Origin of the sequence: Serratia sp. JSRIV006 (assembly GCF_019968685.1) — a bacterium.
GTDB lineage: Bacteria > Pseudomonadota > Gammaproteobacteria > Enterobacterales > Enterobacteriaceae > Chania > Chania fonticola_B.
Map to the genome: position 1 here is coordinate 5,151,039 of NZ_CP074137.1, position 25,826 is coordinate 5,176,864.

At 54.3% G+C, this 25,826-nt stretch carries 22 protein-coding genes; 14 read left to right on the top strand and 8 right to left on the bottom strand.

Features of this window, described 5'->3' with window-relative positions; all coding sequences use genetic code 11:
• Positions 1–220: 220 nt before the first annotated feature.
• The gene (csrD, locus tag KGP16_RS23800) at positions 221–2,152 is read right to left on the bottom strand and encodes an RNase E specificity factor CsrD (RefSeq protein ID WP_021807014.1); all 1,932 of its coding nucleotides are present in this window, start codon (positions 2,150–2,152) and stop codon (positions 221–223) included.
• A gap of 295 nt (positions 2,153–2,447) precedes the next feature.
• Here csrD and KGP16_RS23805 point away from each other — a divergent pair, with 295 nt between their 5' ends.
• The 6 genes from KGP16_RS23805 (at position 2,448) to accC (ending at position 7,761) form a co-directional block, all read left to right on the top strand.
• Complete coding sequence (locus tag KGP16_RS23805) at positions 2,448–3,428, top strand: MDR family oxidoreductase (RefSeq protein ID WP_059199000.1); 981 nt, start codon at positions 2,448–2,450, stop codon at positions 3,426–3,428.
• A gap of 135 nt (positions 3,429–3,563) precedes the next feature.
• Positions 3,564–4,565 (top strand): protein-methionine-sulfoxide reductase catalytic subunit MsrP, encoded by a 1,002-nt coding sequence (gene msrP, locus KGP16_RS23810; RefSeq protein ID WP_218520225.1) that lies wholly within the window; start codon positions 3,564–3,566, stop codon positions 4,563–4,565.
• Positions 4,566–5,174, top strand: coding sequence for a protein-methionine-sulfoxide reductase heme-binding subunit MsrQ (gene msrQ, locus KGP16_RS23815; RefSeq protein WP_218520224.1), 609 nt, complete (start codon positions 4,566–4,568; stop codon positions 5,172–5,174).
• A gap of 276 nt (positions 5,175–5,450) precedes the next feature.
• A complete protein-coding gene (aroQ, locus tag KGP16_RS23820) occupies positions 5,451–5,903 on the top strand; it encodes a type II 3-dehydroquinate dehydratase (RefSeq protein ID WP_021180770.1) in 453 nt (150 codons plus the stop codon).
• Between the two features lie 32 nt (positions 5,904–5,935).
• The gene (gene accB / locus KGP16_RS23825; RefSeq protein ID WP_059199002.1) at positions 5,936–6,400 is read left to right on the top strand and encodes an acetyl-CoA carboxylase biotin carboxyl carrier protein; all 465 of its coding nucleotides are present in this window, start codon (positions 5,936–5,938) and stop codon (positions 6,398–6,400) included.
• Between the two features lie 11 nt (positions 6,401–6,411).
• Positions 6,412–7,761 carry an acetyl-CoA carboxylase biotin carboxylase subunit gene (gene accC / locus KGP16_RS23830; protein WP_021180772.1) on the top strand — a complete coding sequence of 450 codons (1,350 nt, stop codon included), beginning with the start codon at positions 6,412–6,414 and terminating at the stop codon, positions 7,759–7,761.
• Positions 7,762–7,845: 84 nt separating this feature from the next.
• Here accC and gatZ read toward each other — a convergent pair whose 3' ends face one another.
• From gatZ to KGP16_RS23860, 6 genes are all read right to left on the bottom strand, one after another.
• Complete coding sequence (gene gatZ / locus KGP16_RS23835; RefSeq protein ID WP_218520223.1) at positions 7,846–9,135, bottom strand: tagatose-bisphosphate aldolase subunit GatZ; 1,290 nt, start codon at positions 9,133–9,135, stop codon at positions 7,846–7,848.
• Between the two features lie 85 nt (positions 9,136–9,220).
• Positions 9,221–10,180 carry a sugar kinase gene (locus tag KGP16_RS23840; protein ID WP_218520222.1) on the bottom strand — a complete coding sequence of 320 codons (960 nt, stop codon included), beginning with the start codon at positions 10,178–10,180 and terminating at the stop codon, positions 9,221–9,223.
• Positions 10,181–10,214: 34 nt separating this feature from the next.
• Positions 10,215–11,204, bottom strand: a complete 990-nt coding sequence (locus KGP16_RS23845) for an ABC transporter permease (protein WP_059199005.1) — start codon at positions 11,202–11,204, stop codon at positions 10,215–10,217.
• Entirely contained in the window at positions 11,204–12,697 is a 1,494-nt protein-coding gene (locus tag KGP16_RS23850) for a sugar ABC transporter ATP-binding protein (RefSeq protein ID WP_218520221.1), read from the bottom strand. The genes KGP16_RS23845 and KGP16_RS23850 overlap by 1 nt, the downstream gene beginning before the upstream one ends.
• Before the next feature lie 187 nt (positions 12,698–12,884).
• On the bottom strand, positions 12,885–13,775 hold the full coding sequence (locus KGP16_RS23855; RefSeq protein WP_098929671.1) for a substrate-binding domain-containing protein: 891 nt from the start codon (positions 13,773–13,775) through the stop codon (positions 12,885–12,887).
• A 68-nt stretch (positions 13,776–13,843) separates the two neighbouring features.
• Positions 13,844–14,698 (bottom strand): tagatose bisphosphate family class II aldolase, encoded by an 855-nt coding sequence (locus KGP16_RS23860; protein ID WP_021180778.1) that lies wholly within the window; start codon positions 14,696–14,698, stop codon positions 13,844–13,846.
• A gap of 401 nt (positions 14,699–15,099) precedes the next feature.
• On the opposite strand from KGP16_RS23860, the gene KGP16_RS23865 reads away from it, so the two are divergent.
• The 8 genes from KGP16_RS23865 (at position 15,100) to fis (ending at position 22,166) form a co-directional block, all read left to right on the top strand.
• Positions 15,100–15,930: a DeoR/GlpR family DNA-binding transcription regulator gene (locus tag KGP16_RS23865; RefSeq protein WP_223500458.1), complete on the top strand. Its 831-nt coding sequence runs from the start codon at positions 15,100–15,102 to the stop codon at positions 15,928–15,930.
• Positions 15,931–15,940: 10 nt separating this feature from the next.
• The gene (locus KGP16_RS23870; RefSeq protein ID WP_094981534.1) at positions 15,941–16,900 is read left to right on the top strand and encodes a sugar kinase; all 960 of its coding nucleotides are present in this window, start codon (positions 15,941–15,943) and stop codon (positions 16,898–16,900) included.
• A gap of 131 nt (positions 16,901–17,031) precedes the next feature.
• Positions 17,032–17,274, top strand: a complete 243-nt coding sequence (locus KGP16_RS23875; protein ID WP_094981535.1) for a YhdT family protein — start codon at positions 17,032–17,034, stop codon at positions 17,272–17,274.
• Positions 17,264–18,709 (top strand): sodium/pantothenate symporter, encoded by a 1,446-nt coding sequence (panF, locus tag KGP16_RS23880; RefSeq protein ID WP_094981536.1) that lies wholly within the window; start codon positions 17,264–17,266, stop codon positions 18,707–18,709. The genes KGP16_RS23875 and panF overlap by 11 nt, the downstream gene beginning before the upstream one ends.
• 10 nt (positions 18,710–18,719) lie before the next feature.
• Positions 18,720–19,601 (top strand): 50S ribosomal protein L11 methyltransferase, encoded by an 882-nt coding sequence (gene prmA, locus KGP16_RS23885; protein ID WP_209524129.1) that lies wholly within the window; start codon positions 18,720–18,722, stop codon positions 19,599–19,601.
• A 192-nt stretch (positions 19,602–19,793) separates the two neighbouring features.
• Positions 19,794–20,528 (top strand): carbonic anhydrase, encoded by a 735-nt coding sequence (locus tag KGP16_RS23890; protein WP_059199011.1) that lies wholly within the window; start codon positions 19,794–19,796, stop codon positions 20,526–20,528.
• A gap of 355 nt (positions 20,529–20,883) precedes the next feature.
• On the top strand, positions 20,884–21,888 hold the full coding sequence (gene dusB, locus KGP16_RS23895; RefSeq protein WP_059199012.1) for a tRNA dihydrouridine synthase DusB: 1,005 nt from the start codon (positions 20,884–20,886) through the stop codon (positions 21,886–21,888).
• Positions 21,870–22,166: a DNA-binding transcriptional regulator Fis gene (gene fis / locus KGP16_RS23900; RefSeq protein WP_000462905.1), complete on the top strand. Its 297-nt coding sequence runs from the start codon at positions 21,870–21,872 to the stop codon at positions 22,164–22,166. The genes dusB and fis overlap by 19 nt, the downstream gene beginning before the upstream one ends.
• A 79-nt stretch (positions 22,167–22,245) precedes the next feature.
• Here fis and KGP16_RS23905 read toward each other — a convergent pair whose 3' ends face one another.
• Positions 22,246–25,563, bottom strand: a complete 3,318-nt coding sequence (locus KGP16_RS23905; protein ID WP_223500459.1) for an autotransporter domain-containing protein — start codon at positions 25,561–25,563, stop codon at positions 22,246–22,248.
• Positions 25,564–25,826 lie beyond the last annotated feature (263 nt).

Below are 25,826 nucleotides of genomic sequence, written 5' to 3' on the forward strand. Positions count from 1 at the left end.
AAAATTAGTCTGCGTTATTTGTGACCGAATGCACGGAAAGCGAATGGGGCCTGATATCCCTCAACAAAGGCTCAGCTAGCCACCAAATCAACGTACCAAACGGCAGTAACACAGCTCATAAAATCTAACATTTTTCCTGATTGTCACCGGTGGTAAGCACCTACTGACGCCCACAGGAAAAGACGGGCCATTCTACGTTAATTTTTGCCCGGTCATCAGGTTAAACACGATATCGACGCGAATATTTTTTGCGAGCTATATCGATCGGCTCTGGCGAAGCGAAAAAGTCCCCCTGCCCACCAAGGATCCCGCGCTCTTTCAGCGTCTGCCATTCGTTGCGCGTACGCACGCTGGCGGCAAAAACCTTCGCTTGAGTGCCTTCGCAGGCACCGGTCAAGCTCTGAACGAACAGCTGGTTCTCATCCCGCCGGTCAATACTCCTTACCAACCCTGGGTGAAGCTTGACGATCTCCACCGGTAACGACTTGATATAAGAGGTACTCACCACCGTCAACCCGGCCTGAGAAACCGCCAGACGACAGCCCAATCCGGTCAGCAATCGCAGCACCGGACGCAAACGGTCGATATGTTGACACACATCTGCCTCTGCAAGTTCAATCAGAATTCGCCTGCGGTGACTTTTTTCACACTGTAACAGGGTATCGCGCAGCCAACGTTGGAAACTGCGCTGCAATAATGAATCAACGCATAGTGGAAACGCCAGCGTCTCTTCCGGCCACAGCGCCAATAAAGGAATAATCCGATTCATCTGCTGGCGGTCATAGCTTTCCGCCAAGCCAAGCTGATTGACCAGCGGCATATATTCGGCGGGCAACAGTTCCTGTGCGCCATCATAAATCCGGCTCATGATTTCGCGGTGATGCACATCGCCTTCCACCGTCACCGCCGGTTTTTGATATAAACGAGGGCCACCGCGCGCCAGCACCTGTTCCAGCAGAGTGCGCCATTTAACGCTGCCGCGCCCTTTCTCCGGCACATTGCTGTCATAGACGTACCAGCCGTTTTCGCCTTGCAGTACGGCATGACGGGTTGCCTGTTCGGCGTAATCGATGATCTCTTCCGGGGTCTGCCCGCTGCGATAGGCCACAATACCGATATGCAGGAAAGCCTCACGGTCAATCAGCGCCGTTGAGGGCAAGGAGTCGATCGCGTTGACCAGTTGCGCCGCGATGCCGTCCGCTTCTTTCAGCGTGCGGTGTGGCAGCAGAACGGTAAAATCACTGTGGAAATAACGGGCCAGTAAAGCGGCAGGGTAACGCATGACAAAGGTGGACAGCAGGTTGACCAACGAATACATCAGCTCCTGCACCGCGGCATTGCCGTGAATTTCACGCAGGGTATCGAAATCTGGCAGGCGCACCATCATGACGATGCCGTGTGACCCGACATCTTCCAACTGAGTGGTGAGCTGGTTATCAAAGAACAACCGGTTATTGAGGCCGGTTTTCGCATCCTGAGCGGCAAAAGCACGGATCAGGGTATCTACCCGGCTGCGCTCCTCACGCGCTTCGGCCAGATCGGCCAGCAGCCGATCCAACGCACCGCTGACGCTGGCGGGCCATTCGCGAACGTCTCCCTTCAGTACCTGTTCACGTTCGCCGTTGAGAATGCGCCGCGCCCGGCGTTCCAGGCGATCTTCACCTACCGCCTGTTCACGCAGCCAGCGTAAACTGAACAGCAGTATCACCACCATGATGACGATCGACAGCGTGACCGCCGCCGTGGACTGCAATGAACGCACGTCGCTGGCGAACGGATCGAGGTAGGTGACACTTACCCGGGTGCCGGGGTGATGCATCATGGTCAACGAGGTTTGGCGGTAGCCAGCCAGCGATGCCCAGGGGGCTTTGATGGTCGGTAGGCTGTAGGAGAAAAGGTTGCTGGTTTCGGTATCGACATTAATCGCCACGATGCCTAGCGGCCGCATCACCAGGGGCAGCCAGTTATCCTGAGCCTGCAGCGGTTGCAGCAGCATTGCCTGATCGATGGAGGTGGCCAGGGCTTCAAAACGGCGCTCTAGGCGCTCCTGAGTCACGTAAAAGAAACTGTATGAACACCCCATCAGCATCAAAAACATAGCCAATGCGACGAGCAGGGTGATTAGTGCAGAGAGTTTGGTTGTAAATCTCATCCCTGTGCCTTCTGCGCGATGATAAAATGAAGAGCCACCTTTTGAAGTTCCAAGGCCCCGTTCCTGCTCGATTGAAAACAACGCAATACCCTGATATTAAAAATCATGAAGCGACTTCAATTTCTTTGCCAAGCATCAGGTTAGCTCATACAAAGCTATCAAGCCTGACCGACGAAGAAAACCATTAAACACTCTTTTTTTGTCCTTTATCAGGACAGGCTTTTTTATTATGCATATAGTCAGACAATACTGAACCATACATTCATATAATATATGAAAAAGCGGGGAGCGATGCATGCGCGTATTATTATTGGAACAAGATGGCGAAAAAACCCTGGCACAAGTCAAGAATATTGATAGTGAGCAGTTGCCAGAAGGGGATGTGACGGTCGACGTCAACTGGTCCAGCCTCAACTATAAGGATGCCCTGGCGATCACCGGCACGGGGAAAATCATTCGTCACTTCCCAATGGTGCCTGGTATCGATTTTGCAGGCCTGGTACACAGCAGCAAAGATCCGCGTTTTAAACCAGGCCAGAGCGTAGTACTCACCGGCTGGGGCGTTGGCGAAAATCACTGGGGCGGGTTGGGCGAACAGGCCCGCGTTAGCGGCGAATGGCTGGTACCACTGCCAAAAGGGCTGTGTGAACGCAAAGCGATGATCCTCGGCACCGCCGGCTTTACCGCCATGCTGTGCGTGATGGCACTGGAAGAAGGCGGAGTGAAACCGGAGGACGGCGACGTGCTGGTCACCGGAGCCAGCGGCGGCGTGGGGAGCACGGCGGTCGCCCTACTGTCCGCACTGGGCTATAGCGTCACCGCCATCAGCGGGCGCGACAGCAATACCGACTATCTGAAATCCCTCGGTGCCAAAACCGTGCTGCCCCGTAGCGAATATATTGAAACACCGCGCCCGCTGGAGAAACAGCTGTGGGCCGGCGCCATCGACACCGTCGGCGACAAATTGCTGGCTCGCGTGCTGGCGCAGATGAATTATAACGGCACCGTTGCCGCCTGCGGCCTGGCGGGAGGCTATCAGTTGCCGACTACCGTGATGCCGTTTATCTTGCGTAACGTGCGTCTGCAAGGCGTTGATTCGGTGCTGACGCCGCTGCATCGTCGCCAAACCGCCTGGGAACGTCTGGCCGGTATTCTGCCAGAAAGTTTCTATGATCAAGCCACCCAGGAAATTCAGCTGGAAGACGTGCCTGCCGCGGCTACCGCGCTGATGAACAATCAGATCACTGGCCGCACCCTGGTAAAAATCCGTTCATAATCTGTGGGGCGCCGCATCCGGCGCCCGCTTTTTCCCCACAAGAAATTACCTCTCGTTTACCTCTCTTTACATCCCCCCTCTCGCAGAAAGTTGGCTTTCACGCCATGCTTACACCATCACTTGCGGAGATAAAAAATGAAACAACAGCGAAAACTGACCGAAGCCGATGTCACGCCGGAAAGCGTGTTCTATCAGCGGCGCAAGGTGCTCCAGGCGCTAGGGATCACGGCAGCCTCACTGGCTTTGCCCATCCAGGCACAGGCCGACTTGCTTTCCTGGTTCAAAGGTAACGATCGGCCCCCGGCTCCAGCAGGCAAACCGCTAGACTTCAGCAAGCCCGAAGCCTGGCAAGCCAAGCTGGAGCTGACACCGGAAGAAAAAGTCATGGGGTACAATAATTTCTACGAATTTGGCCTGGATAAGGCCGATCCCGCGGCCAACGCAGGCTCCCTGAAAACGACGGACTGGAAGGTGAAAATCGACGGCGAAGTCGGCAAGCCTATAACGCTGGACATCGACGATTTACTCAAGCGTTTCCCGCTGGAGCAACGCATTTATCGCATGCGCTGCGTCGAAGCCTGGTCGATGGTGGTGCCGTGGATCGGCTTTGAGCTGGGCAAACTGCTTAATCTGGCGGAACCCAACAGCAATGCGCGTTACGTGGCTTTTCAAACGCTGTACGATCCAGAGCAGATGCCAGGCCAGAAAGATCGCTTTATTGGTGGTGGCCTCAAGTATCCCTATGTCGAAGGTTTGCGCCTTGATGAAGCCATGCATCCACTGGCTCTGTTGACCGTGGGCGTGTATGGCAAGATGCTGCCACCGCAAAACGGTGCTCCGGTGCGCCTGATCACCCCATGGAAGTACGGCTTCAAAGGCATCAAGTCTATCGTACAGATCACCCTGACCCGCGAACAACCGCCAACCACCTGGAATCTGTCTGCGCCCAACGAATATGGTTTTTACGCCAACGTGAATCCCCATGTCGATCATCCGCGCTGGTCGCAGGCCACCGAACGCTTTATCGGTTCCGGCGGCATTCTGGATGTGAAACGCCAGCCGACGCTGCTGTTTAACGGTTATGCCGATCAGGTGGCTTCGCTCTATCGCGGCCTCGATTTACGGGAGAACTTCTGAGTGCGCTTAACCCCCAAGCAGATCACCTGGCTAAAAGTTGCCATCTACCTGGCGGCATTCCTGCCCTTTCTGTGGCTGGTGTTGTCCGTCGAACAGGGCTGGTTGAGCGCCGATCCGGCCAAGGATATCCAGCATTTTACCGGCAGGATGACGTTGAAATTGCTGCTGGCCACCCTGCTCGTCACTCCATTGGCCCGCTACGCACGCCAGCCGTTGCTGATCCGTTGCCGACGCCTGCTGGGTTTGTGGTGTTTTGCCTGGGGAACCTTGCATCTGGTAAGCTACTCGACGCTGGAACTGGGGCTGAGCAATATTGGCTTGCTGGGGCGCGAACTGGTAACCCGCCCCTATCTGACGCTAGGTATCCTCTGCTGGTTGATTTTGCTGGCTCTGGCGGCCACCTCAACGCTATGGGCGCAGCGTAAATTGGGGGCCAACTGGCAGAAGTTGCACAACTTCGTCTATCTGGTGGCGATCCTGGCACCGATCCACTACCTTTGGTCGGTAAAAACGTTGTCACCGCAGCCTTTTATTTATGCGTCGCTGGCGCTGCTGCTGTTAGCTCTGCGTTACAAGAAATTCCGCTCGTGGTGGCGTAAACCGCGCTAAAACCGGCAAGATTGACGGTAAAAATCCCAGGTCGGGGAGCGGAACTTTTCTGTGTTCTACCCCTCATAATCCAATAGCGGCACTTGGTGTTTGCTGATTTAGGGTTGAATATCTTCGCTGATAAGACCAGTATTTAGCTGCGAATTGCCACGATATCGTTATAATGCCCGACCTTGTCCCTGTCGCAGCTGTAAAATCTGCGCGTAACAGGTGACAAATCGGTGACATCGGGTTATTTTCTACGATGATGGTTTTATTGCCGGAGATACCAGCACAATGGCGGATAAGTTTCACATTTTGCTTCTGAACGGCCCCAATCTCAATCTGCTGGGGGCGCGTGAGCCGGAAAAGTACGGCAGCGCTACGCTGGCAGAGATTGTTAACGGATTGGAAAACCAGGCGCTCGCGCTAGATATCACCCTGAGTCACCTGCAGTCCAACGCCGAGCATGCGCTCATCGAACGCATTCATCAGGCACGCGGCAATACGGATTTTATCCTGATTAACGCTGCCGCATTCACGCACACCAGCGTGGCGTTGCGCGATGCACTGTTGGCAGTACAGATCCCGTTTATCGAGATCCACCTGTCCAACGTGTACGCTCGTGAGCCTTTCCGTCATCACTCCTACCTGTCTGATATCGCGGTAGGCGTGATCTGTGGCCTCGGCGCGGATGGCTACACATTTGCTTTACAGGCAGCGGTTCGCCGTTTGTCAAAAACCCACTAATTGCTACACAAAAAGAGTACGGAATCACACTCATGGATATTCGTAAAATCAAGAAACTGATCGAACTGGTTGAAGAATCAGGCATTTCTGAACTGGAAATCTCTGAAGGCGAAGAGTCGGTTCGCATCAGCCGTGCCGCACCGGTGCAGGCTTACCCAATGATGCAACAGTACGCAATGCCAGCCCAGCAGCAGCAACCTGCTCTGGCCAACGCCGTTGCCCCTGCTGCAGCAGAAACCCCAGCAGCACCAGCGGCCATGAGTGGCCATACCGTTCGTTCACCAATGGTAGGGACCTTCTACCGCACCCCAAGCCCGGACGCGAAAGCCTTCGTGGAAGTGGGCCAGAAAGTGAATGCTGGTGATACTCTGTGCATCGTTGAAGCCATGAAAATGATGAACCAGATTGAAGCTGACAAATCCGGTGTGGTTAAAGCGATCCTGGTAGAAAACGGCCAACCGGTTGAATTTGACGAGCCACTGGTCGTCATCGAATAACGAGGCGCACCATGCTAGATAAAATTGTTATCGCCAACCGTGGCGAGATCGCGCTACGTATCCTGCGCGCTTGTAAAGAACTGGGCATCAAAACCGTTGCCGTTCACTCAAGTGCCGACCGCGATCTGAAACACGTTCTGCTGGCGGATGAGACCGTTTGTATCGGCCCTGCACCGTCAGTTAAAAGCTATCTGAACATCCCGGCCATCATCTCCGCCGCCGAAATTACCGGCGCCGTGGCGATCCACCCGGGTTATGGCTTCTTGTCCGAGAACGCCGACTTTGCCGAGCAGGTAGAGCGCTCTGGCTTTATCTTCATCGGCCCACGCGCCGAAACCATTCGCCTGATGGGTGACAAGGTTTCTGCCATCAGCGCGATGAAAAAAGCCGGCGTACCTTGCGTACCAGGCTCCGACGGCCCGCTGACCGATGACATGGACAAAAACCGTGCCTTCGCCAAGCGCATAGGTTATCCGGTGATCATCAAGGCTTCCGGTGGCGGCGGCGGTCGCGGCATGCGCGTTGTGCGCGGCGACAAAGATCTCGAGCAATCCATCTCCATGACCAAAGCGGAAGCCAAAGCGGCTTTCAACAACGACATGGTGTATATGGAGAAGTACCTGGAAAACCCACGCCACATCGAAATTCAGGTGTTGGCAGACGGTCAGGGCAACGCCATCTATCTGGCTGAACGTGACTGCTCCATGCAGCGCCGCCACCAGAAAGTGGTCGAAGAGGCACCAGCACCGGGGATCACCCCAGAGCTGCGCCGCTACATCGGCGAGCGCTGCTCAAAAGCCTGTGTGGAAATCGGCTATCGCGGTGCGGGTACCTTTGAGTTCCTGTATGAGAACGGCGAGTTCTATTTCATTGAAATGAACACCCGTATCCAGGTGGAACACCCGGTTACCGAAATGATCACCGGCGTGGATCTGATCAAAGAGCAGCTGCGTATCGCTGCCGGTCAACCGCTGTCGATCAAACAGGACGAAGTGAAGGTACAAGGTCATGCGGTGGAATGCCGTATCAACGCCGAAGACCCGAACACCTTCCTGCCAAGCCCAGGCAAGATCACCCGCTTCCACGCTCCTGGTGGTTTCGGCGTGCGTTGGGAATCTCATATCTACGCTGGCTATACCGTGCCGCCGTACTATGACTCCATGATTGGCAAGCTGATCACCTACGGTGAAAACCGTGACGTGGCAATTGCCCGCATGAAGAACGCCCTGGCTGAGCTGATCATCGATGGCATCAAAACCAACGTTGAACTGCAGCAGAAGATCATGACCGACGAAAACTTCCAGCATGGTGGCACCAACATCCACTATCTGGAGAAGAAGCTGGGTCTGCAGGAAACCTGATTATCGGTTAACGATATCGGGCTAATAAAAAACACCGCATGAGAACTTCTGCGGTGTTTTTTTATTGGGGCTGGGGTCTCTGCCTCAAAGCACGTTTAGCGCCTCTTCCTGCCGCTCATTACACCCATAGGCATACGCACGCAATACTTCCTGGATCTTGTCGATCATCAGGCTATGTGGGTCACCAGCACACTCGCCAGCCATCAGGCGTGGAAATTGCAGCGGAAAATACTGGCTCAGCATACCCAACGGAATGGTTACCCCGCTCAGGTTTGCCACCAGCTTGTCGATGGCCGCGCTGATGCGCGCTTCAGGCCAGTAATAGCGGATCCGATCGGACAGGCTGTAGTGCAGATCGATCATCGCCTTCGAATGACGCGGATCGTAATACTTCTTCCAATACTTGGGCTCATCCTGCATCACGCTGTCGATCACCGCCAGCACGTGGCTCTGCTGTTCTGCGGCGATCAGCTCCTTCTCGATCAGCGCCAGGCTGAAGATCGCCTCACGCAGGGCAAAGGTCAGCGCCGGGCCGACTTTCAGGATCGCAAAGTGATCGCGCACCAACTGGCGGAACGCTTTCGGGGTTTGATAATCCGTAGAATGGGCCTCAAACACCAACGGCGTTGACTCAATCATGGCGGAAAGCTGGCGCGCCTGTTCCGGCTGGTAGTGGATCACCGTGGAATGGTCGAACTCGACTCCCGGCTGTACCACCAGCCCCACCACCCTTCCCATGGCCTGATCCAAACCTAAGCGAGCAAACGCCTGCCGATGCGTCTCGATGGTCTCGGCGGCATCCTGTGGCCGCGTGACGTGTACCTGAGCGATAGCGTGGCTTTCGCCACCGGGAACCGGCACTTCCGTACCTATCACGTAGCTCAGCGCCTGCCGCTGCTCAGGAGTGGCCACAGCTTCAGCCACCGCACATAGCCGTGCCGCACGCTCTGCCACCACCGTTGGCGGCAGAGGAACCGGATCGTCCGCGCAGGACATGGAAGCATCCAGATGAATTTTACTGAACCCGGCCTGAACGTAATCGGCAATCAGGCGTTCGGCTTTCTCCATCGCCAGCCCAGCCGGTTCATCCTGCCAACAGTTAGGCCCAAGATGGTCACCCCCCAATATCAACCGTGATTGTGGGAACCCCACCTTGGCGGCAATGGCATACACAAACTCGCGGAAATCCGCCGGTTTCATTCCGGTGTAACCGCCGAATTGGTTCACCTGGTTGGAGGTGGCCTCAATCAATACCTTACGCTGGCTAGCCAGGTCAAAACGCAACGTGGCCTCGATCACCAACGGATGTGCCGAGCAAACCGAACAGATGCCAATATGCTTGCCGCTTTTATGCTGCTTAATAATAGATTTCATACTTTTGGCCTCATTTACCCGTCGCCTTTCAAGTCACAGGGTAAGCAATGTCCTGAACTGAATATTCAGGACGTTGGAATGTTACTTACAGCGCGCCGACCGGCACGGTCCGTTGCTGCTGCAAGAAAGCGTCGATTTCAGCGAAGGTAGAGGTTCCTTCCATTGGTCCACGCCGGGTCACCGCCAGCGCGCCGCAGGCATTGGCATAGCGCAGCGCCTGGGAAACGCTGTGCCCCTGAAACCGGCAAGCAATGTAAGCGCCGCCAAAGCAGTCGCCCGCCCCGGTCGGATCAACCTCGTCTACGGCATAGCTGTCGACATGCAGGGTTTCATCCGCGGAATAATAGCTCGCCCCTTTACTGCCGCGTTTCACCACCACTTCTTTAATGCCGTCCTTCAGGTAGCGAGCAATCGCCTCATCCAGCGTGGTTTGGGAGGACAGCAGCATCACTTCGCCTTCACTCGGCATATAGATATCGGTCAGCTCCAGCACGTAATGCAGCGCATCACGCATCTCGGGGATATTGAGCATTTCCTTGCGGATATTCGGATCGAAAGACAAGGTGCCGCCGTTCGCTTTGACGATCCCCGCCGCCTTCTTCACCGCATCCACCATATGGAAGGAAAACAGCGATGAACCCATGATGTGGAAGTGCTGGCAGTCCTGCAGCAGTTCAGCATTCACATGCTCGGCCGATAATTTCCCACAGGCTGCGTTCTTGATATTGAAAATAAAATCGCGATCGCCGTTGGAGTGGTAGGTAACAAAGGCGCTGCCGGTCGTCTCATGCGGCAACACACGGATGCCTCGCGTATCCACTCCGTCAGCCTTTAGGCGTTCGATATTCAGCGTGCCGAAGCCGTCGTTACCCACGCAGCTGATAATGCCGCACTGCCCGCCCAGCTTGGTCACCTGGTCGATAAAAATCGCCGGGGCACCACTGGGGAAAGGACCATTCCATAAGCCTGGATGGGTAAAAGATTGGCCAACCTTATCGGCCATGATCTCAACCAGGATCTCGCCGATGGTATAAATTTTTCTCATTGTCCCGTTCCTTATACAAATCTGCCTGTGATCGTTAGCCACGTTTCTTCTTGTTTCTGACGTCGACATACACCGCGATAAGGATCACCAGCCCCTTCACCACCATTTGATAGAAATAAGGCACGTTCATTAAATTCATACCGTTGTTGATGACCCCGATGGTCAGCGCGCCGATCATGGTGCCGATCACCGTGCCGTAGCCGCCATTCAGGCTGGTGCCCCCCAACACGGCGGCGGCAATGGCATCCAGCTCATAGCTCAGCGCGGCGTTAGGCTGGCCGGAATACAGCCGTGAAGCCAGGATCATGCCGCTGATGCCCGCCATCACGGCGGTGATCATAAAGACCTTTATTTTCAGCGCAGAAACGTTAATCCCCGAATAGATCGCGGCCTCTTTATTGCCGCCGGTGATATAAATTTTGCGGCCAAAGGTGGTTTTCGACAGGATGAAGTGGTTGACGATCAGCAACACCAACAGGATCCAGATGGGGATCGGGATATAGAGGAACTCGCCGTTACCCAGCGCCAGAAACGCCTCGTTTTTGATCATGATCGGCGTGCCGTCGGTGACGATATAGGCGATGCCCCGGAAAATGCCCATCGTCGCGACGGTAACGATAAACGACGGGATACCGGCCATCGCAGTCAGGCTACCGTTAACCAGGCCCAACACCAGCGCGGCCATAATCGACAGCGGGATCACCAGAATAAACGGGATGCCAAACGACAGGCCGAGTGCGGCAAAGGTCCCCACCAGTGCAATGGTTGACCCCACCGAAAGATCGATATCCCCCAGCAACAGCACGTAAGTCATGCCATAGGCGGTGATGGCAATGATCGAGACCTGCAAAATAATATTGGTAATATTATTTACGCTCAGGAAGCTGTCGTTGATCACGCTGAACAGGATCACCAAGGCCACCAGGCCCGCCAGTATGCCGCCGTACTGTTTGGCGGCTTTTGCCAGTTTCCCTGGCCCGTTGAACGCCGAATGGCCCTCGGCGGCCAGCACTTTATCGCTCATTATTTCACTCCTGTTGCTGCGGTCATGACCTGGGTTTGCGTGAGTCCATCGGTGGCAAAAACGTCGGCGATCTGCTTGGCGCGCATCACCACCAGCCGATCGCTGAGCGCCATGACTTCCGGCAGTTCGGAAGAGATCAAGATAATGGCAGTGCCCTGTGCAGCAAGCTGGCGTATGACGTTATAAATCTCGAACTTGGCGCCAACATCCACGCCGCGCGTTGGCTCGTCGAGAATTAAGATGCGTGGCACCTTTTCCAACCATTTCGACAGCACGATCTTTTGCTGATTGCCCCCGCTCAGGGTGCTGACCAGTTGATGTGGCGAGCTGACCTTGATGTTCATCCGCCGGATTGCCTGCTGGGTTTTCACCTCTTCGTGCTTATGGTTGATCAGGCTGGAGCCCGCATACTGAAAGGCCACGTGATGGGTGTTCATGCTCACGTCATGCATCAGCACCAACCCCTCCTCCTTGCGGTTTTCCGTCACGAAGGCGATGCCATGCTCTATCGCCTGCTTTGGATTGCGAATAGTGACTACCGCCTCATCGATGCGAATTTCACCTTGATAGCCAGTCAGGCCAAAAATTGCCTTCATCACGTCTGAACGCCCCGATCCCACCAGCCCAAAAAAGCCCAGCACTTCACCTGCACGCAGTGAGAAATGGATATCGTGAAACAGTTTGTCCTGCGAAAATTGCCTGACTTCCAGCACCGGCACTTGCTCCGCTGAAGGAGGTTCGCCGATGCGTGGCGGGTAGATATTGGTCATTTCGCGGCCAACCATCTGGGCAATCAGCCGGTGAATATCGGTTTGGTGTTTATCATGGGTGGCGATGAACTCGCCGTCACGCAGCACCGAGATATCGTCAGATACCCGCATGATCTCATCCATGCGGTGCGAGATATAAATCACCGCGCAGCCGCGCTGTTTCAGCTTGTCGATAATGCCAAACAGGATGTCCGCCTCGTTATCGCTCAGGGACGACGTGGGTTCATCCATGATCACGACATCCGCCGGGTAACTCAGCGCCTTGGCAATCTCTACCAGTTGGCGCTGGGCCATCGACATGGTGCCGACAATTTGCTGCGGATCGAGCGGAATGGCCAAGTCCGCCAGCAGGCGCTGGCAATCATTCACCATCTGACCATCGTTAATAAAACCAAAACGGGTTGGCTCATTATTGGCATAGATATTCTCTGCTACGCTCATATTATTGCTCAGGCTCAGCTCCTGAAAAATAATCGCGATACCCAACTTTCTGGAATGCTGGGGGTTGGCAATAGTGACGCTCTGCCCTTTGAGTCGTATTTCTCCTTTGGTCGGCGGATAAATGCCTGCCAATATTTTCATTAACGTGGATTTACCGGCGCCATTTTCGCCGAGCAGCGTATGGACTTTACCTTTGCGTATTTTCAGGCTGACATTTTTTAATGCATGAACATGGCCGAAACTTTTGGCTATATCCGTTACCGCCAGCACCGTATCCGTCATGATTTCCTCCACCCAAATAGCCCTCACCCTAACCCTCTCCCACAGGGAGAGGGGACCGATCGAGTTCGCTGATTTCTCTGCGTAATACCCTGCCTTTCTTATTACTCCCTACTTTCCGAAGCTGTATGGGCTAACTGCATACTCCGGACAGCGCCCTCTCCCTGTGGGAGAGGGCTGGGGTGAGGGGCTATTTACCGGTGTAAACACCAGGTGCGACCGGGATCATTTTCGCTACAGGTTTACCATTCAAATGGTCGACGGCGGCATCAATTGCCTTGGCTCCCATTTGGTCTGGGTATTGGCGGATAACTGCCACGAAGGTCTTGTCGCTGTCGACGGCGTCGCGAGCCTCTTTCATCCCGTCGAAACCGATGATCTTGATATTGTCGTTACGCGCGGATTTGGCGGCGATCACCGCAGCCAGCGCGGCATCATCACCAAAACCAAACAGGCCGTTCAGATCCGGGTGTGCCTGCATCATGTTCTGCGCCACGGTTAACGCTTCCGCCCGGGTGATGCCGGTTTGGATCGCCACAATCTTCACGTCAGGCGTATCGGCCAGCCCTTTCTTGAAGCCGTCCACACGTGCCACTACCGATTGCAGCGCTGGGTAATCGATAATCGCTACCTTGCCTTTACCGTTGAGCAGTTTGCCCATCAGCTTGCCCGCTTCGACACCACCGGCGTAGTTGTCGGTAGCCACGTGAGTGACCACCGGCACGCCCTCGGCGGCCACATCAACGGTAATCACCGGAATACCGGCTTTCTCCGCTTTGATAATCGCCGCCTGTACGCCTTTGGAATCCACCGGGGAAATAATAATGGCGTCGACCTTCTTGGTAATAAAGTCTTCTACGTCGGAGAGTTGTTTATTCAGGTCCTGATTGGCAATGGAAATATTCAGCACCACGTCGTCTTTCTTGGCTTCCGCTTTCATTGCGTCGGCCAGATCAATATAGAATGGATGCTGTTGCGTCAGCAGCGATGCGCCAATTTTATATTCCTTGGCTAACGTTGCCTGCGAAAATACGGCCAGACCGATGGCCAGCACGGAGCCTAATACCTTTAATTTATGCATGATCTATCCTCAGTTTTTATTATTGCTGCTTGGTTTTTCTTACTGTTTTGTAGGGAACTTATTAATATTTACAGCTGACCTTCACAACCACATACGCCAATCACTTTTTCCACCACCCGTTGCATGGCGCTTTTCGCTGGCTGCATATAATGGCGCGGGTCATTGGCATCAGGATGCTGGTGGAAATACGCTTTCAGGGCATCCGAGAAAGCGATTTTCAGCTCGGTCGCCACGTTGACCTTGCAGATGCCTAAACTGATACAGCGGCGGATATCGCTATCGCTCAGGCCGGAAGCCCCGTGCAACACCAGCGGCACTTCAACGCGATCGCGTATCTGTTCCAGGCGGGCAAAATCCAGCTTGGGTTCGGACTGGTACAGGCCATGCGCGGTACCGATAGCCACCGCCAGCGAATCGATCCCGGTACGGGCAACAAACTCCACCGCCGCCTCTGGAGAGGTGTAGATAGCGTCTTTCCCCTCCACGATCAGATCGTCTTCCTGGCCCCCCAGGCGGCCTAACTCTGCCTCAACGCTAGCGTCGTAGCGGTGGCTGTACTCTACGATTTGTTTGACCAGTGCCACGTTTTCTTCAAAAGGAAAGTGAGAGCCGTCGATCATTACGGAACGGATCCCGGCGTTGATCTTATGGAAGATATCGGCGGGTTCTTCGTGATGATCCAAATGCAGCGCCAGCGGGATCTGATACTCGTGCGCCAGCGCCTTGACGATCATGATGATGTTTTCCAGCCCGCCGTAGCGGTAAGTGCCGGTCGTTCCCGCCAGGATCACCGGCGAACGATACTGTGCAGCGGTTTCGACCACCACCTGCAAGGTTTCCAGGTTGTGGATGTTGAATGCCGGCACCGCGTACCCTTGCTGCTGCGCTTTCTGCAGCATGTTTTTGCTTGAAATGATGTACATCGATTCTCCTCGATCCCGCATCTGATACCGCAGTCGGTAATTACAAAATGAAAATTTAGTTATACAAACTTTCCAAGTGAAACCGAATATAGAGATAAAATGCGCAAAAAAGCGTGACAGGGATCGAAGATTATCAAATAACTTTCAAAACGTAACTTAACAAGATGGTAATTATGAAACATAAGGCATGTTCCGGTATTTGCGCGCTTAAGATCGCCATGCCACGAGTATACCCCACCCGAAAATAGCATCTAACAATATGAATAATAGTAAAAATATATGCTTGTTCGTTCACCCATCGCAGACTTTCAAAATAACGAAAGCCTGCGTGGGTATTACTTTCAATTAGAAAGTATGAAGGATATAGTAGCCCCTATTACCGTTTAACGATGGGGGCAAATGTGCCCAGAAAGTCATCTAACCTGCTGAAACGCAGATTGAAAATTGCTGAAATCGTCGGCCTGCAGGGGGAGATCAAGGTCGAAGATCTTTCTGCCCAGTTGGGGGTTTCCGGCGTGACGATCCGTGGCGATCTCAGCTACCTTGAACAACAAGGCTACCTCAAGCGATCCTTTGGCGGAGCCATTGCAACCCCAACACAGCCGTTGGCGGCGCCGATCGACCCAGGGCTCGCCCTGCCCCCGCTCACGCTGGCTAACCAGTTGGAAATCGCCCGCCACTGCGCCAGGATGATTGCCGATCGCGATACGCTGTTTCTCGGCCACGGCGACATCTGCCGCAAAATCATCCCGTTCCTGAGCAGCCTGAAAAAGCTGCGGCTGATCGTCAATGACCTACAGCATGCGATCCTGGCCGATCAGTTTTTGGACGGTGAAATTATCGTCGCAGGTGGGGAGTTGATCCGCTCACATACCGCGCTCAGCGGTAAAGCGCTGGATAATGTGATCCAACAGTTCACCATCAACCACTGCATTCTCGAGGCCAGCATTACGGACAGCTCCGGCATCCTGAATATCGACCAGCCGCTGTTGGCGTCCCACTACCAGCGCTGCCTGGACAAGGCGCAGAATAAAACCGCCATCATTACCCATTTGCCCATTCAGGCCAGTGCGATCGGGACTATCGGCCACCTCAGCCAGGTGGATAATCTGGTGACCAACCGTGGCGTGAATGAACATTATCAGCAGCAATTATTCGAATCCGACTTCAGCATCCGCTACACCAATAACGAATGTTTTACCTGGGCCAACCGGGAAACGATCGGGGAATAAAGGGGCACTTATGTCAGTTAGCATCTGCACGATGGGTGAGTTACTGGTTGAATTCCTTTCAAAAAATTATAATCAGGGATTCACTCAGCCAGGCGAGTTTCTTGGGCCGTTCCCCAGCGGGGCACCGGCTATCTATGCCGCTCAGGTGGCGCGGCTTGGCTTTGGCTCCACGCTGTTTGGCTGCGTGGGCAACGACGATTTTGGCCGTTTGAATATCGAGCGCCTGCGTCTGGAAGGCGTGATCACCGACGGCATCAGCGTGATCGACAAGGCCCCGACCGGCACGGCATTTGTCAGCTATCGCAACCCGCTGGATCGCGATTTTATCTTCAATATCCCCAACAGCGCCTGCGGCTTCTTTACCGCCGACCATATCGATCTGGGCTTGCTGAACCAGTGCCAACATTTCCACATTATGGGTTCTTCGCTGTTCTCATTCCGCATCATCGATGCCATGCGCCGGGCGATCCAGATCGTCAAGGCCAATAAGGGGACGGTGTCGTTCGATCCCAATATTCGCAAAGAGATGCTCAATATCCCGGAGATGAGCCAGGCCTTCGATTACATCCTCGAATATACCGATATCTTCCTGCCGAGCGAGGGAGAAGTGCACCACTTTGCCAGCAGCAAAAATCAGCAGGAAGCGGATATCGTGCAGGAACTGTTGGCCAGCGGCGTGAGCCATATCGTGATCAAGCGAGGCCAGAAAGGGGCCAGCCATTACCAGCAACAGAACGGCCAGACGCGGGAGCTACACACTCCAGGCTATAGTAGCAAGATGGTCGATCCGACCGGAGCGGGCGACTGCTTTGGCGCTACCTTTGTCAGCCTGTTCCTGTCCGGCTTTAGCGCAGAAAAAGCGTTGCAGTATGCCAATGCCAGCGGTGCCCTGGCGGTTTCCCATAAGGGGCCGATGGAAGGGTTATCCAGCCTGGCGCAGATCGAGCACTTTATTGCACAACAGGCGTAAATCCCATCAACCGGCCAGCCTTTGGCCGGTTTTTTATCCCGATTGCCCACATAACGGCTTGGCAAAACCGTCCCTTGTCGTAAAATCCCCTCCTTTGCCAATCCATAACCGTAAACCCCTTGGAGGCACGGATGGAACAACGCTTTATTCAAGCTAACCGCGAAGCACGCTGGGCACTGGGCCTGACGCTGCTTTACCTGCTGGCCTGGTCGCTGGCGGCCTATCTGCCAGACAGCAACGCCGGGATCACCGGGCTGCCACACTGGTTCGAAATGGCCTGCCTGCTGGTACCGCTGCTGTTTATAGGCCTGTGCTGGCTGATGGTACGCGGCATCTTCCGCGATATCCCCCTGGAGGATAGCGATGCAAACTGAGGTCATTCTGCCGCTGGTTGCCTATCTGTTGCTGGTGTTTGGCCTTTCGGTGTATGCCTATACCCGTCGCCAAAGCGGTAACTTCCTGAGTGAATATTTCCTCGGCAACCGTTCGATGGGTGGCTTTGTGCTGGCCATGACGCTGACCGCCACCTATATCAGCGCCAGTTCGTTTATTGGTGGACCGGGTGCCGCCTATAAATACGGCCTTGGCTGGGTGCTGCTGGCGATGATCCAACTGCCCGCCGTCTGGCTTTCACTTGGCGTGCTGGGGAAAAAGTTTGCCATTCTGGCGCGGCGCTACAATGCCATCACCCTTAACGATATGCTGTTCGCTCGCTATAAGAGCCGTTTGCTGGTGTGGCTAGCCAGTCTAAGTCTGTTGGTCGCCTTCCTTGGGGCGATGACGGTCCAGTTTATCGGCGGCGCACGTCTGCTCGAGACTGCGGCGGGCATTCCTTACGACACCGGCCTGCTGATATTTGGTATCAGCATTGCGCTGTACACCGCGTTTGGCGGCTTTCGTGCCAGCGTACTGAACGATGCCATGCAGGGGCTGGTGATGCTGATAGGCACGATATTACTGCTGGTTGCGGTGATCCACGCGGCGGGCGGCTTGCACAGCGCGGTTGATAAGCTGCAACAGATCGATCCGGCGTTGGTCTCACCGCAAGGCGGCGATCAGATCCTCAGCCTGCCGTTTATGGCTTCGTTCTGGATCCTGGTGTGCTTTGGCGTAATTGGCCTGCCGCACACCGCCGTGCGCTGTATCTCGTATAAAGACAGCAAAGCCGTGCACCGTGGCATTATCCTCGGCACCATCGTGGTGGCAATTCTGATGTTTGGTATGCACCTTGCTGGCGCCCTGGGCCGTGCGGTACTGCCAGATCTGAAGATCCCCGATCAGGTGATCCCAACGTTGATGATCACCGTGCTGCCACCGTACGCCGCAGGGATCTTCCTGGCCGCACCGATGGCAGCGATCATGTCGACCATTAATGCGCAACTGCTGCAATCCTCAGCCACGATCATCAAAGACCTCTATCTGGGCGTACGTCCTCTGCAGATGAACAATGAGAAGATGATCAAACGCTTCTCCAGCCTGACTACGCTGATCCTCGGATTGCTGGTGCTGCTGGCCGCATGGCGTCCGCCAGAAATGATCATCTGGCTGAATCTGCTGGCATTCGGCGGCCTGGAGGCCGTATTCCTGTGGCCGTTGGTGTTGGGCCTGTACTGGGAACGTGCCAACGCGCAAGGTGCCCTTAGCTCAATGGTCACCGGTGCGTTATGCTATACGCTATTAGCCAGCTTCGGCCTGCAACTGGCCGGATTGCATCCTATTGTGCCTTCGCTGTTACTCAGCCTGTTGGCGTTTTATCTCGGTAACGTCTACGGCGAAAAACGCCAGTTGGCGTCGTCCTTATCTTCTTGAGAGAATTGTTATGCCTTGGATCCAACTAAAACTGAACACCACCGGCAGCCAGGCAGAAGACCTGAGCGATGCGTTGGTTGAAAGCGGCGCGGTGTCGGTCACCTTTCAGGACACCCACGACAACCCGGTATTTGAACCTCTGCCAGGCGAAACCCTGCTGTGGGGCGATACCGATGTGATCGGCCTGTATGATGCCGAAACCGATATGACCGAAGTGGTCGCCATACTGGAACAGCACCCGTTGCTGGGCAACGGTTTCCGCCACAAAATCGAACAGTTGGAAGATAAAGACTGGGAACGTGAGTGGATGGATAACTTCCACCCGATGCGTTTTGGCGAGCGCCTGTGGATTTGCCCAAGCTGGCGTGACGTGCCCGATCCAGACGCGGTGAACGTCATGTTAGACCCAGGCCTGGCGTTTGGTACCGGCACACACCCGACCACCGCGCTTTGCCTGCAATGGCTGGATGGATTGGATCTGGCCGGTAAAACCGTCATCGACTTCGGCTGTGGCTCAGGCATCCTGGCGATTGCCGCGTTAAAACTCGGTGCCGCCCGCGCCATTGGTATCGACATCGATCCCCAGGCCATTCAGGCCAGCCGCGACAACGCGCAGCGTAACGGCGTTTCAGAGCGTCTGGAGCTGTATCTGCCAAAAGACCAGCCAGCCGACCTGCTGGCCGATGTGGTGGTGGCAAACATTCTCGCTGGCCCGCTGCGCGAACTGGCACCGTTAATCAGCGACCTGCCAAAATCCGGCGGCTATCTGGGCCTGTCAGGCGTACTGGCGACTCAAGCCGCCAGCGTAGCCGAAGCCTATCAGGATAAATTCACTCTCGACCCGGTGGCCGAGCGCGAAGAGTGGTGCCGCATCACCGGCCAACGCAACTAGTTACATTTTCCCCGCCTGCCAAAAACCATCGGAAATTTAATCAGTTCCGGTGGTTTTGTTCTTTTCCTAAGGATCCGCCAGTTTATCCCGGCACTTGCTGGGGGTATTCTCCTGCTCGGAGTGAAGGTAGCCCGCAGCATATGAGCCGCCCACCCAGGATAATTGGTATTTTCATTGGACAAGGATTAGGAAATGAAAGGAAAAATGTTGCTTGCCGCCCTGTTGGCCGCCAGCTTCTCTATCGGTGCCGCAGAGCATGCTCATTGGGGCTATGAAGGCCAGGAAGACCCGGCGCATTGGGGCAAGCTTTCACCCGATTTTTCACTGTGTGAAACCGGTAAAAACCAGTCCCCGGTCAACATCCAGGGCGCGCTGAAAACCCAGCACGGCAAACTTGAGCTGGCTTTCCAGCCGGGCAAACAGCAAATCGTCAACAACGGGCACACCATTCAAGTCAACGTCAGCGAAGGTAACACCCTACGGCTGGATAACGACACCTTCACGCTGCAGCAGTTCCATTTCCACGCCCCTAGCGAAAACGAGATCGACGGCAAGCAGTTCCCACTGGAAGCGCACTTTGTCTACAAGGACAAAGACGGTGCCCTGGCGGTGCTGGCCCTGATGTTCCAGCAAGGTAAAGCCAATCCGCAACTGGCGCAGGCCTGGCAACAAATGCCTACCGCCGTCGATCAGACCGCCGTGCTGAACAAGCCGTTGGATATCAAAGCGCTGCTGCCGAAACAGTTTAACTTCTACCGCTTCAGCGGTTCACTGACGACGCCCCCCTGCTCCGAAGGGGTCAGTTGGTTGGTGCTAGATCAGCCTGTAAGCGCTTCTGCCGAACAGATTAGTCAATTCCACTCGGTAGTGCACCATAACAACAATCGTCCGGTACAGCCGCTCAACGGCCGCGTCATCGTCGATTGATTCTTGCCTGCGACAACTACCGCTGCCCTCACTGGGGTGGCGGTAATTTCCAGCATCATTCTTGCCGATTTGTCAAAGTATTAAGCTGACAATGTTACAAATAACCTGATGTTACGATCTGTTATTACCGGCGCGTAAAGATAAAATCCTGTCGTTAGTGGAATATTTTAGCGCACAAAAATCAAGCAAAATCACACAACCAATTGTTAAATAAACATAATATTTTTACCAATGGAGGATAAGCGCACTTTTATTGCCCAATAACTGTCGATTGGTTAAAGTTTGGCCTTTCATCTGAATGAAAAAATGCGTAATATACGCGCCCTTGCGGACACAGTATGGTCAGTCTTTGTCTATGCGCATTGGACACCACCAGTTAACAAATTGCCTGATTGCGGCCCCGATGGCCGGCATCACAGATCGCCCATTCAGAACCTTATGTCATGCAATGGGTGCTGGGATGGCTGTATCCGAAATGCTCTCCTCCAACCCGGAGGTGTGGCGCACGGATAAGTCACGTCTACGTATGGTACATAGCGATGAACCAGGGATCCGTTCCGTGCAAATAGCCGGATGTGATCCTGATGATATGGCCGCCGCGGCGCGCATTAATGTGGCCAGCGGTGCACAGATCATCGACATCAATATGGGGTGCCCAGCCAAGAAAGTGAACCGGAAGCTTGCAGGGTCTGCGTTACTGCAGTACCCGGATCTGGTTAGACAGATCCTCCTCGCGGTGGTTAACGCGGTGGATGTGCCGGTAACACTTAAGATCCGAACCGGCTGGGAACCAGAGAACCGTAACTGTGTAGAAATTGCCCAACTGGCCGAAGATTGTGGTATACAGGCCCTGACGATTCATGGCCGAACCCGTGCCTGCCTGTTCAACGGCAACGCGGAGTACGACAGCATTCGGGCAGTTAAGCAGAATGTTTCCATTCCGATTATCGCGAATGGCGACATTACTGACCCGCATAAAGCCAGAGCAGTGCTCGACTACACTGGGGCTGATGCCCTGATGATAGGCCGTGCTGCTCAGGGGAGACCCTGGATCTTCCGGGAAATCCAGCATTATCTGGACACTGGGGAGCTGCTGCCACCGATGCCACTTGGCGAAGTGAAGCGCTTGTTAATAGGGCATATTCGGGAATTGCACGGCTTTTACGGCCAAGGCAAGGGATTCCGGATTGCTCGAAAGCACGTCTCTTGGTACTTACAGGAGCATGCCCCTAATGACCAGTTTCGGCGCACATTCAACGCCATAGAGGATGCCAGCGAACAGCTGGAGGCGTTGGAGGCATATTTCGAAAATCTTAGCGTAAAAAAAGAGCTGACAGAACTATGTTCGAACAACGCGTAAATTCTGACGTACTGACCGTTTCAACCGTGAACTCACAGGACCAAGTGACTCAAAAGCCTCTGCGTGACTCGGTTAAGCAAGCACTGAAGAACTATTTTGCTCAACTGAACGGTCAAGACGTTAACGATCTGTATGAGCTGGTACTGGCTGAAGTTGAACAGCCACTGTTGGACATGGTGATGCAGTACACCCGTGGCAACCAGACCCGCGCTGCCCTGATGATGGGGATCAACCGCGGTACACTGCGTAAGAAATTGAAAAAATACGGCATGAACTGATAACAATCAGTTAAGATGTTGAAAAAAGGCGCTTTTACCTCATTCGGTAAGCGCCTTTTTCTTTTATCATACCGGCCTGTCAGAAACGCCAGGTGGCCGACAGGTTACCTGCTACCGAGTCATAGCCAGAACGGAACAGATCGCTCTCTACCCCCAAGCCCAGCTCCACATCCCTATTGATTTGGTAACGAACCCCGGCTTTCACCCCCATGGAGTCACGCCCAGTCACCTGATTCTGGTTGCTGAAGCTTGCCGCCCGATAGTTGGCGAAAGAGGCTTCTTGCGACACATCGCCATCCAACAACTCATGATCCCAGGTAAGTTGCAGATCGGCAGCAATAGCCGCGCCCGAAGAGAGCGGAAGATCCCAACTGCTGTTGACCCCAATGCTGGAGCGCAGAGAATCATAAGTGCTCGAACCTAGCGCCAGGCGGCTACTGTCATTGCCCGTTTCCGTCACGCTTGGGCGATGCAGGGTTGTGTAATTCAGTGCGGCCACAGGGCCAGCGCTCCATTGGTCATTCAACGCCCAACGATAACCGCCACCAGCAGCAACAGAACCCGCCAGGCCGGTCCAACTGGCATGTTGGCTCGCTTGATAAGTCTCGACGCTGATGCTGCGATCCAAACGGCTATCTTCAATGCCAAACCGGCCATTGCCGAATAAATACATCCCCGCTTGCCGATCGGCGGCATAACGAGCCTGGATACCCAGATCGAAAGCCGTGGTTTTACCGCTGGCGTTCTCCGGTGATTTGACCGTTACCGATTGTCCACTGACCGCACCATGGAAGCCATAAACCCAGTCGCTATTCTGTTCGCTGCGCTTGTCTGCACCAAAGACTATGCCGTAGCTGCTGGCATCATAGCCAACCTGACTCCCCTGGCGCTGCTGCCAGAAACCGCCACCAAAGGGTATGGCAAAACTATGCCATTCGCCTGCAACCTGCTGCTCTGGCGTAGAGGGATGAGATCCGCTGACAATCCGCGTAATCTGTTGTTCGCGATTAAGAGAGCTGGCGAACATCGCACTGAAGGCTGCGGGCGAAAGCTGCGGCAAAGCGCTGCTGATGCTCCCACCGTCGGCGGCAGAAAAGTCCAGCGTACGGTACAGCGGCTGGATGTCTGCACCCGCGCCCGAAACGATATGGTCCAACGCCTGGCCGACCTGCCGAGCATTGTTGTCCTGCGCATACTGACTGTAGGCGTTGTCAGCGCGCAGCATCGCAAGTTGCCAACGATCCTCACCCTGCGGCGTTGCCTGCAAGGTCAGCGTAGGCGAACTGAGTAAGCCGTTCACCGTGCGGAATTCTCCGCTATGCGAGGTGGCTTTCAGCATCTCGCCCGAATCCAGCCGCCAGTCTGTTGCATACCAGTCTGGCTGCGGTGCGAACGTCAGTTGACCATTAAATTCAGCATGGCCATTTACCTGCAAGGTATCGTGTCCACCACGGCCATCGACCTCTAACAGCAACTGCCCATTCTCGCCCTGTTGATAGAGACCCGTGACCTCGATTTGCCCTAGCGAATTACCTGGCGCGAGGATACCGTCATTCACAAAGCGGCCCGCCGGGTTCAAGGTATAATCGCTGTTGCCAGCCAGCGTGGAGCCTGGTGCGATAGACATGCTGTAAATCTGGTGGTGGCCATTAAGCGAAGTTATCCCCCCGCGAGTGCTCAGCGCCAGATTGTCGATACCTTCAATATTTCCCCGATAGTTGAACCGGAAACTGGGGTCTGCCTGATCGGTGGCCTGCCCTTGCAAATTGGCCAGGCGCCCAAAGGTAAACTGGGTCAGGCGCTGCTGGCCATGATCATCCAACTGGTTATAATCCGAGTAGATATTCCCTTCCAACTGGGCACCATTTAACAGATTGATATGGTTGACCAACGCGTTTTGCGAGATATACATCGCCGCACCTTTAGCGGCAACCCGGCCGCTAATATCCGCATTATTGACCAGCGCCCCCTGTAGCTCTGGCAATAATGTTGCAGCCTCCCCGCCAACATAATGTATCCAGGAGCCCCGGTAATCCACATCGTTGCCCAGCAGGTTGTTGCCAAAATCAAAACTGAGGGCAACGCCATTAGCGCCTAGCGCTTGAACATCGCCTCGCTGAATTAGATTATGGTTCTTACCATAAGCAAACATCACGCCGCGGCCATTCATCCCGTCGGCGTAGACGCGAGTGCCAGGCTCAACGTTCAGCGTGTTGTTTTGCCCATCGATACGAATACCTGCCCCACCGGCGCCCTGCGTTAACAGATCCGCTTGCTGGGAGATGTGATTGTTACTGCCGTAAACATGTAAGCCAACGCCCAATGTCGCGGTATTATACTTCCCCGTGATGTAGCCATCGCCCTGCTTGTTACGTAAAAAGTAACCGTGTCGATTAACCAGCGTCTGCCCATCACCGTAGAGCGAAAAGCCGAAGAAATTACGCCGATCGATCTGATAATCCATGTCCTGCAATAACGCCAACTCGGCTTCCATAAACGTGGTGTAGTTGCGGTAATTCTGATGGCTCATCATGCTGTTTTTCAGCTCAATGTGGCTCATATAGTTATCGTCAACCGAGCCATCGTCAGCCAACATTCTCACCGGAATACCAGGCATGGCCCCCGCCAGCACTTCATCCACGTGTTTACCTGCGAAATACCCCTTATCAAGGCGCACATCAAAACCTTGCGGATCCCAGGCGTTATTGCACCCTTCACAAAGTATGACCTGACCGGGGCGTGCCGGATTTCCATTGTCATCGCGCAGATGTGCAGTCCAGGAACCGAAAGGCATATCGGTGTCAAAAGCTGGGGTAAATGTCCCTTCCCCAGCCCAATCGGTGGCCATATTAGAAATACCCAGCCCATGAGCCAGTTCATGAACGGCAACGCTGACCAGATCCGTTTTTCCGGAGCGAGGTAATTGCGCAGGGACATAGGGAATATGGTCAAAATCCATTTTTCCCATGATAAATTGGCCATGAGAACCGAAGGTTAACTCGCCGGTATCAATACCGTTCAAAGCCCCCTGCAATTGGGTAATGGTGATTACACCATCGGTGACCGATTCGCTGGAGCCTGCAGCGTTCACCTCATCAAAAGTACCTACGTTGATGATGGCAGGCAATTGATCGGGTCTGGGGGTAATGACTTCAGCCCAATACCGCATGGCATCCAGTATTTTTGCTTTCTGCTGGTAATTCAGATCCCAGGTGGACTCAATTGGCTGTGGATAGTCCGGCATAAAAGGGCCATCACCCACATCAAAGAAACGTACCTGGAAGACGGCAACATTATTCGTGTTATAAACCAGGTAACTGTCTGCGGCGTAGCTAGGGTGACTGGCGAAAAAACTGGTTAACGCCGCGGTGATCAAAAGCTTTTTCAAATTAACCATCCTTGTGTACAAATGAAAGGAAATATTTCCTTCCAGTATAGAAGGACATACCTCGTTTAAACAAAGAATCAACATAACTAACAAGAAATACCCAAATAGCCCCCGGATAACCCTTTGTGGACGTATCACCCCCCCACTCTCACGCCCACGTTTTGTGTGGTATAATCGTGAGTACGAGAGCCCCCTTCGCTGGCGAGCAGCCGTCCTTCCGAAGTCTGATAGCAGTGCGAACCGCCCTTCGAATGTAAAGGTTTAGTCAACGG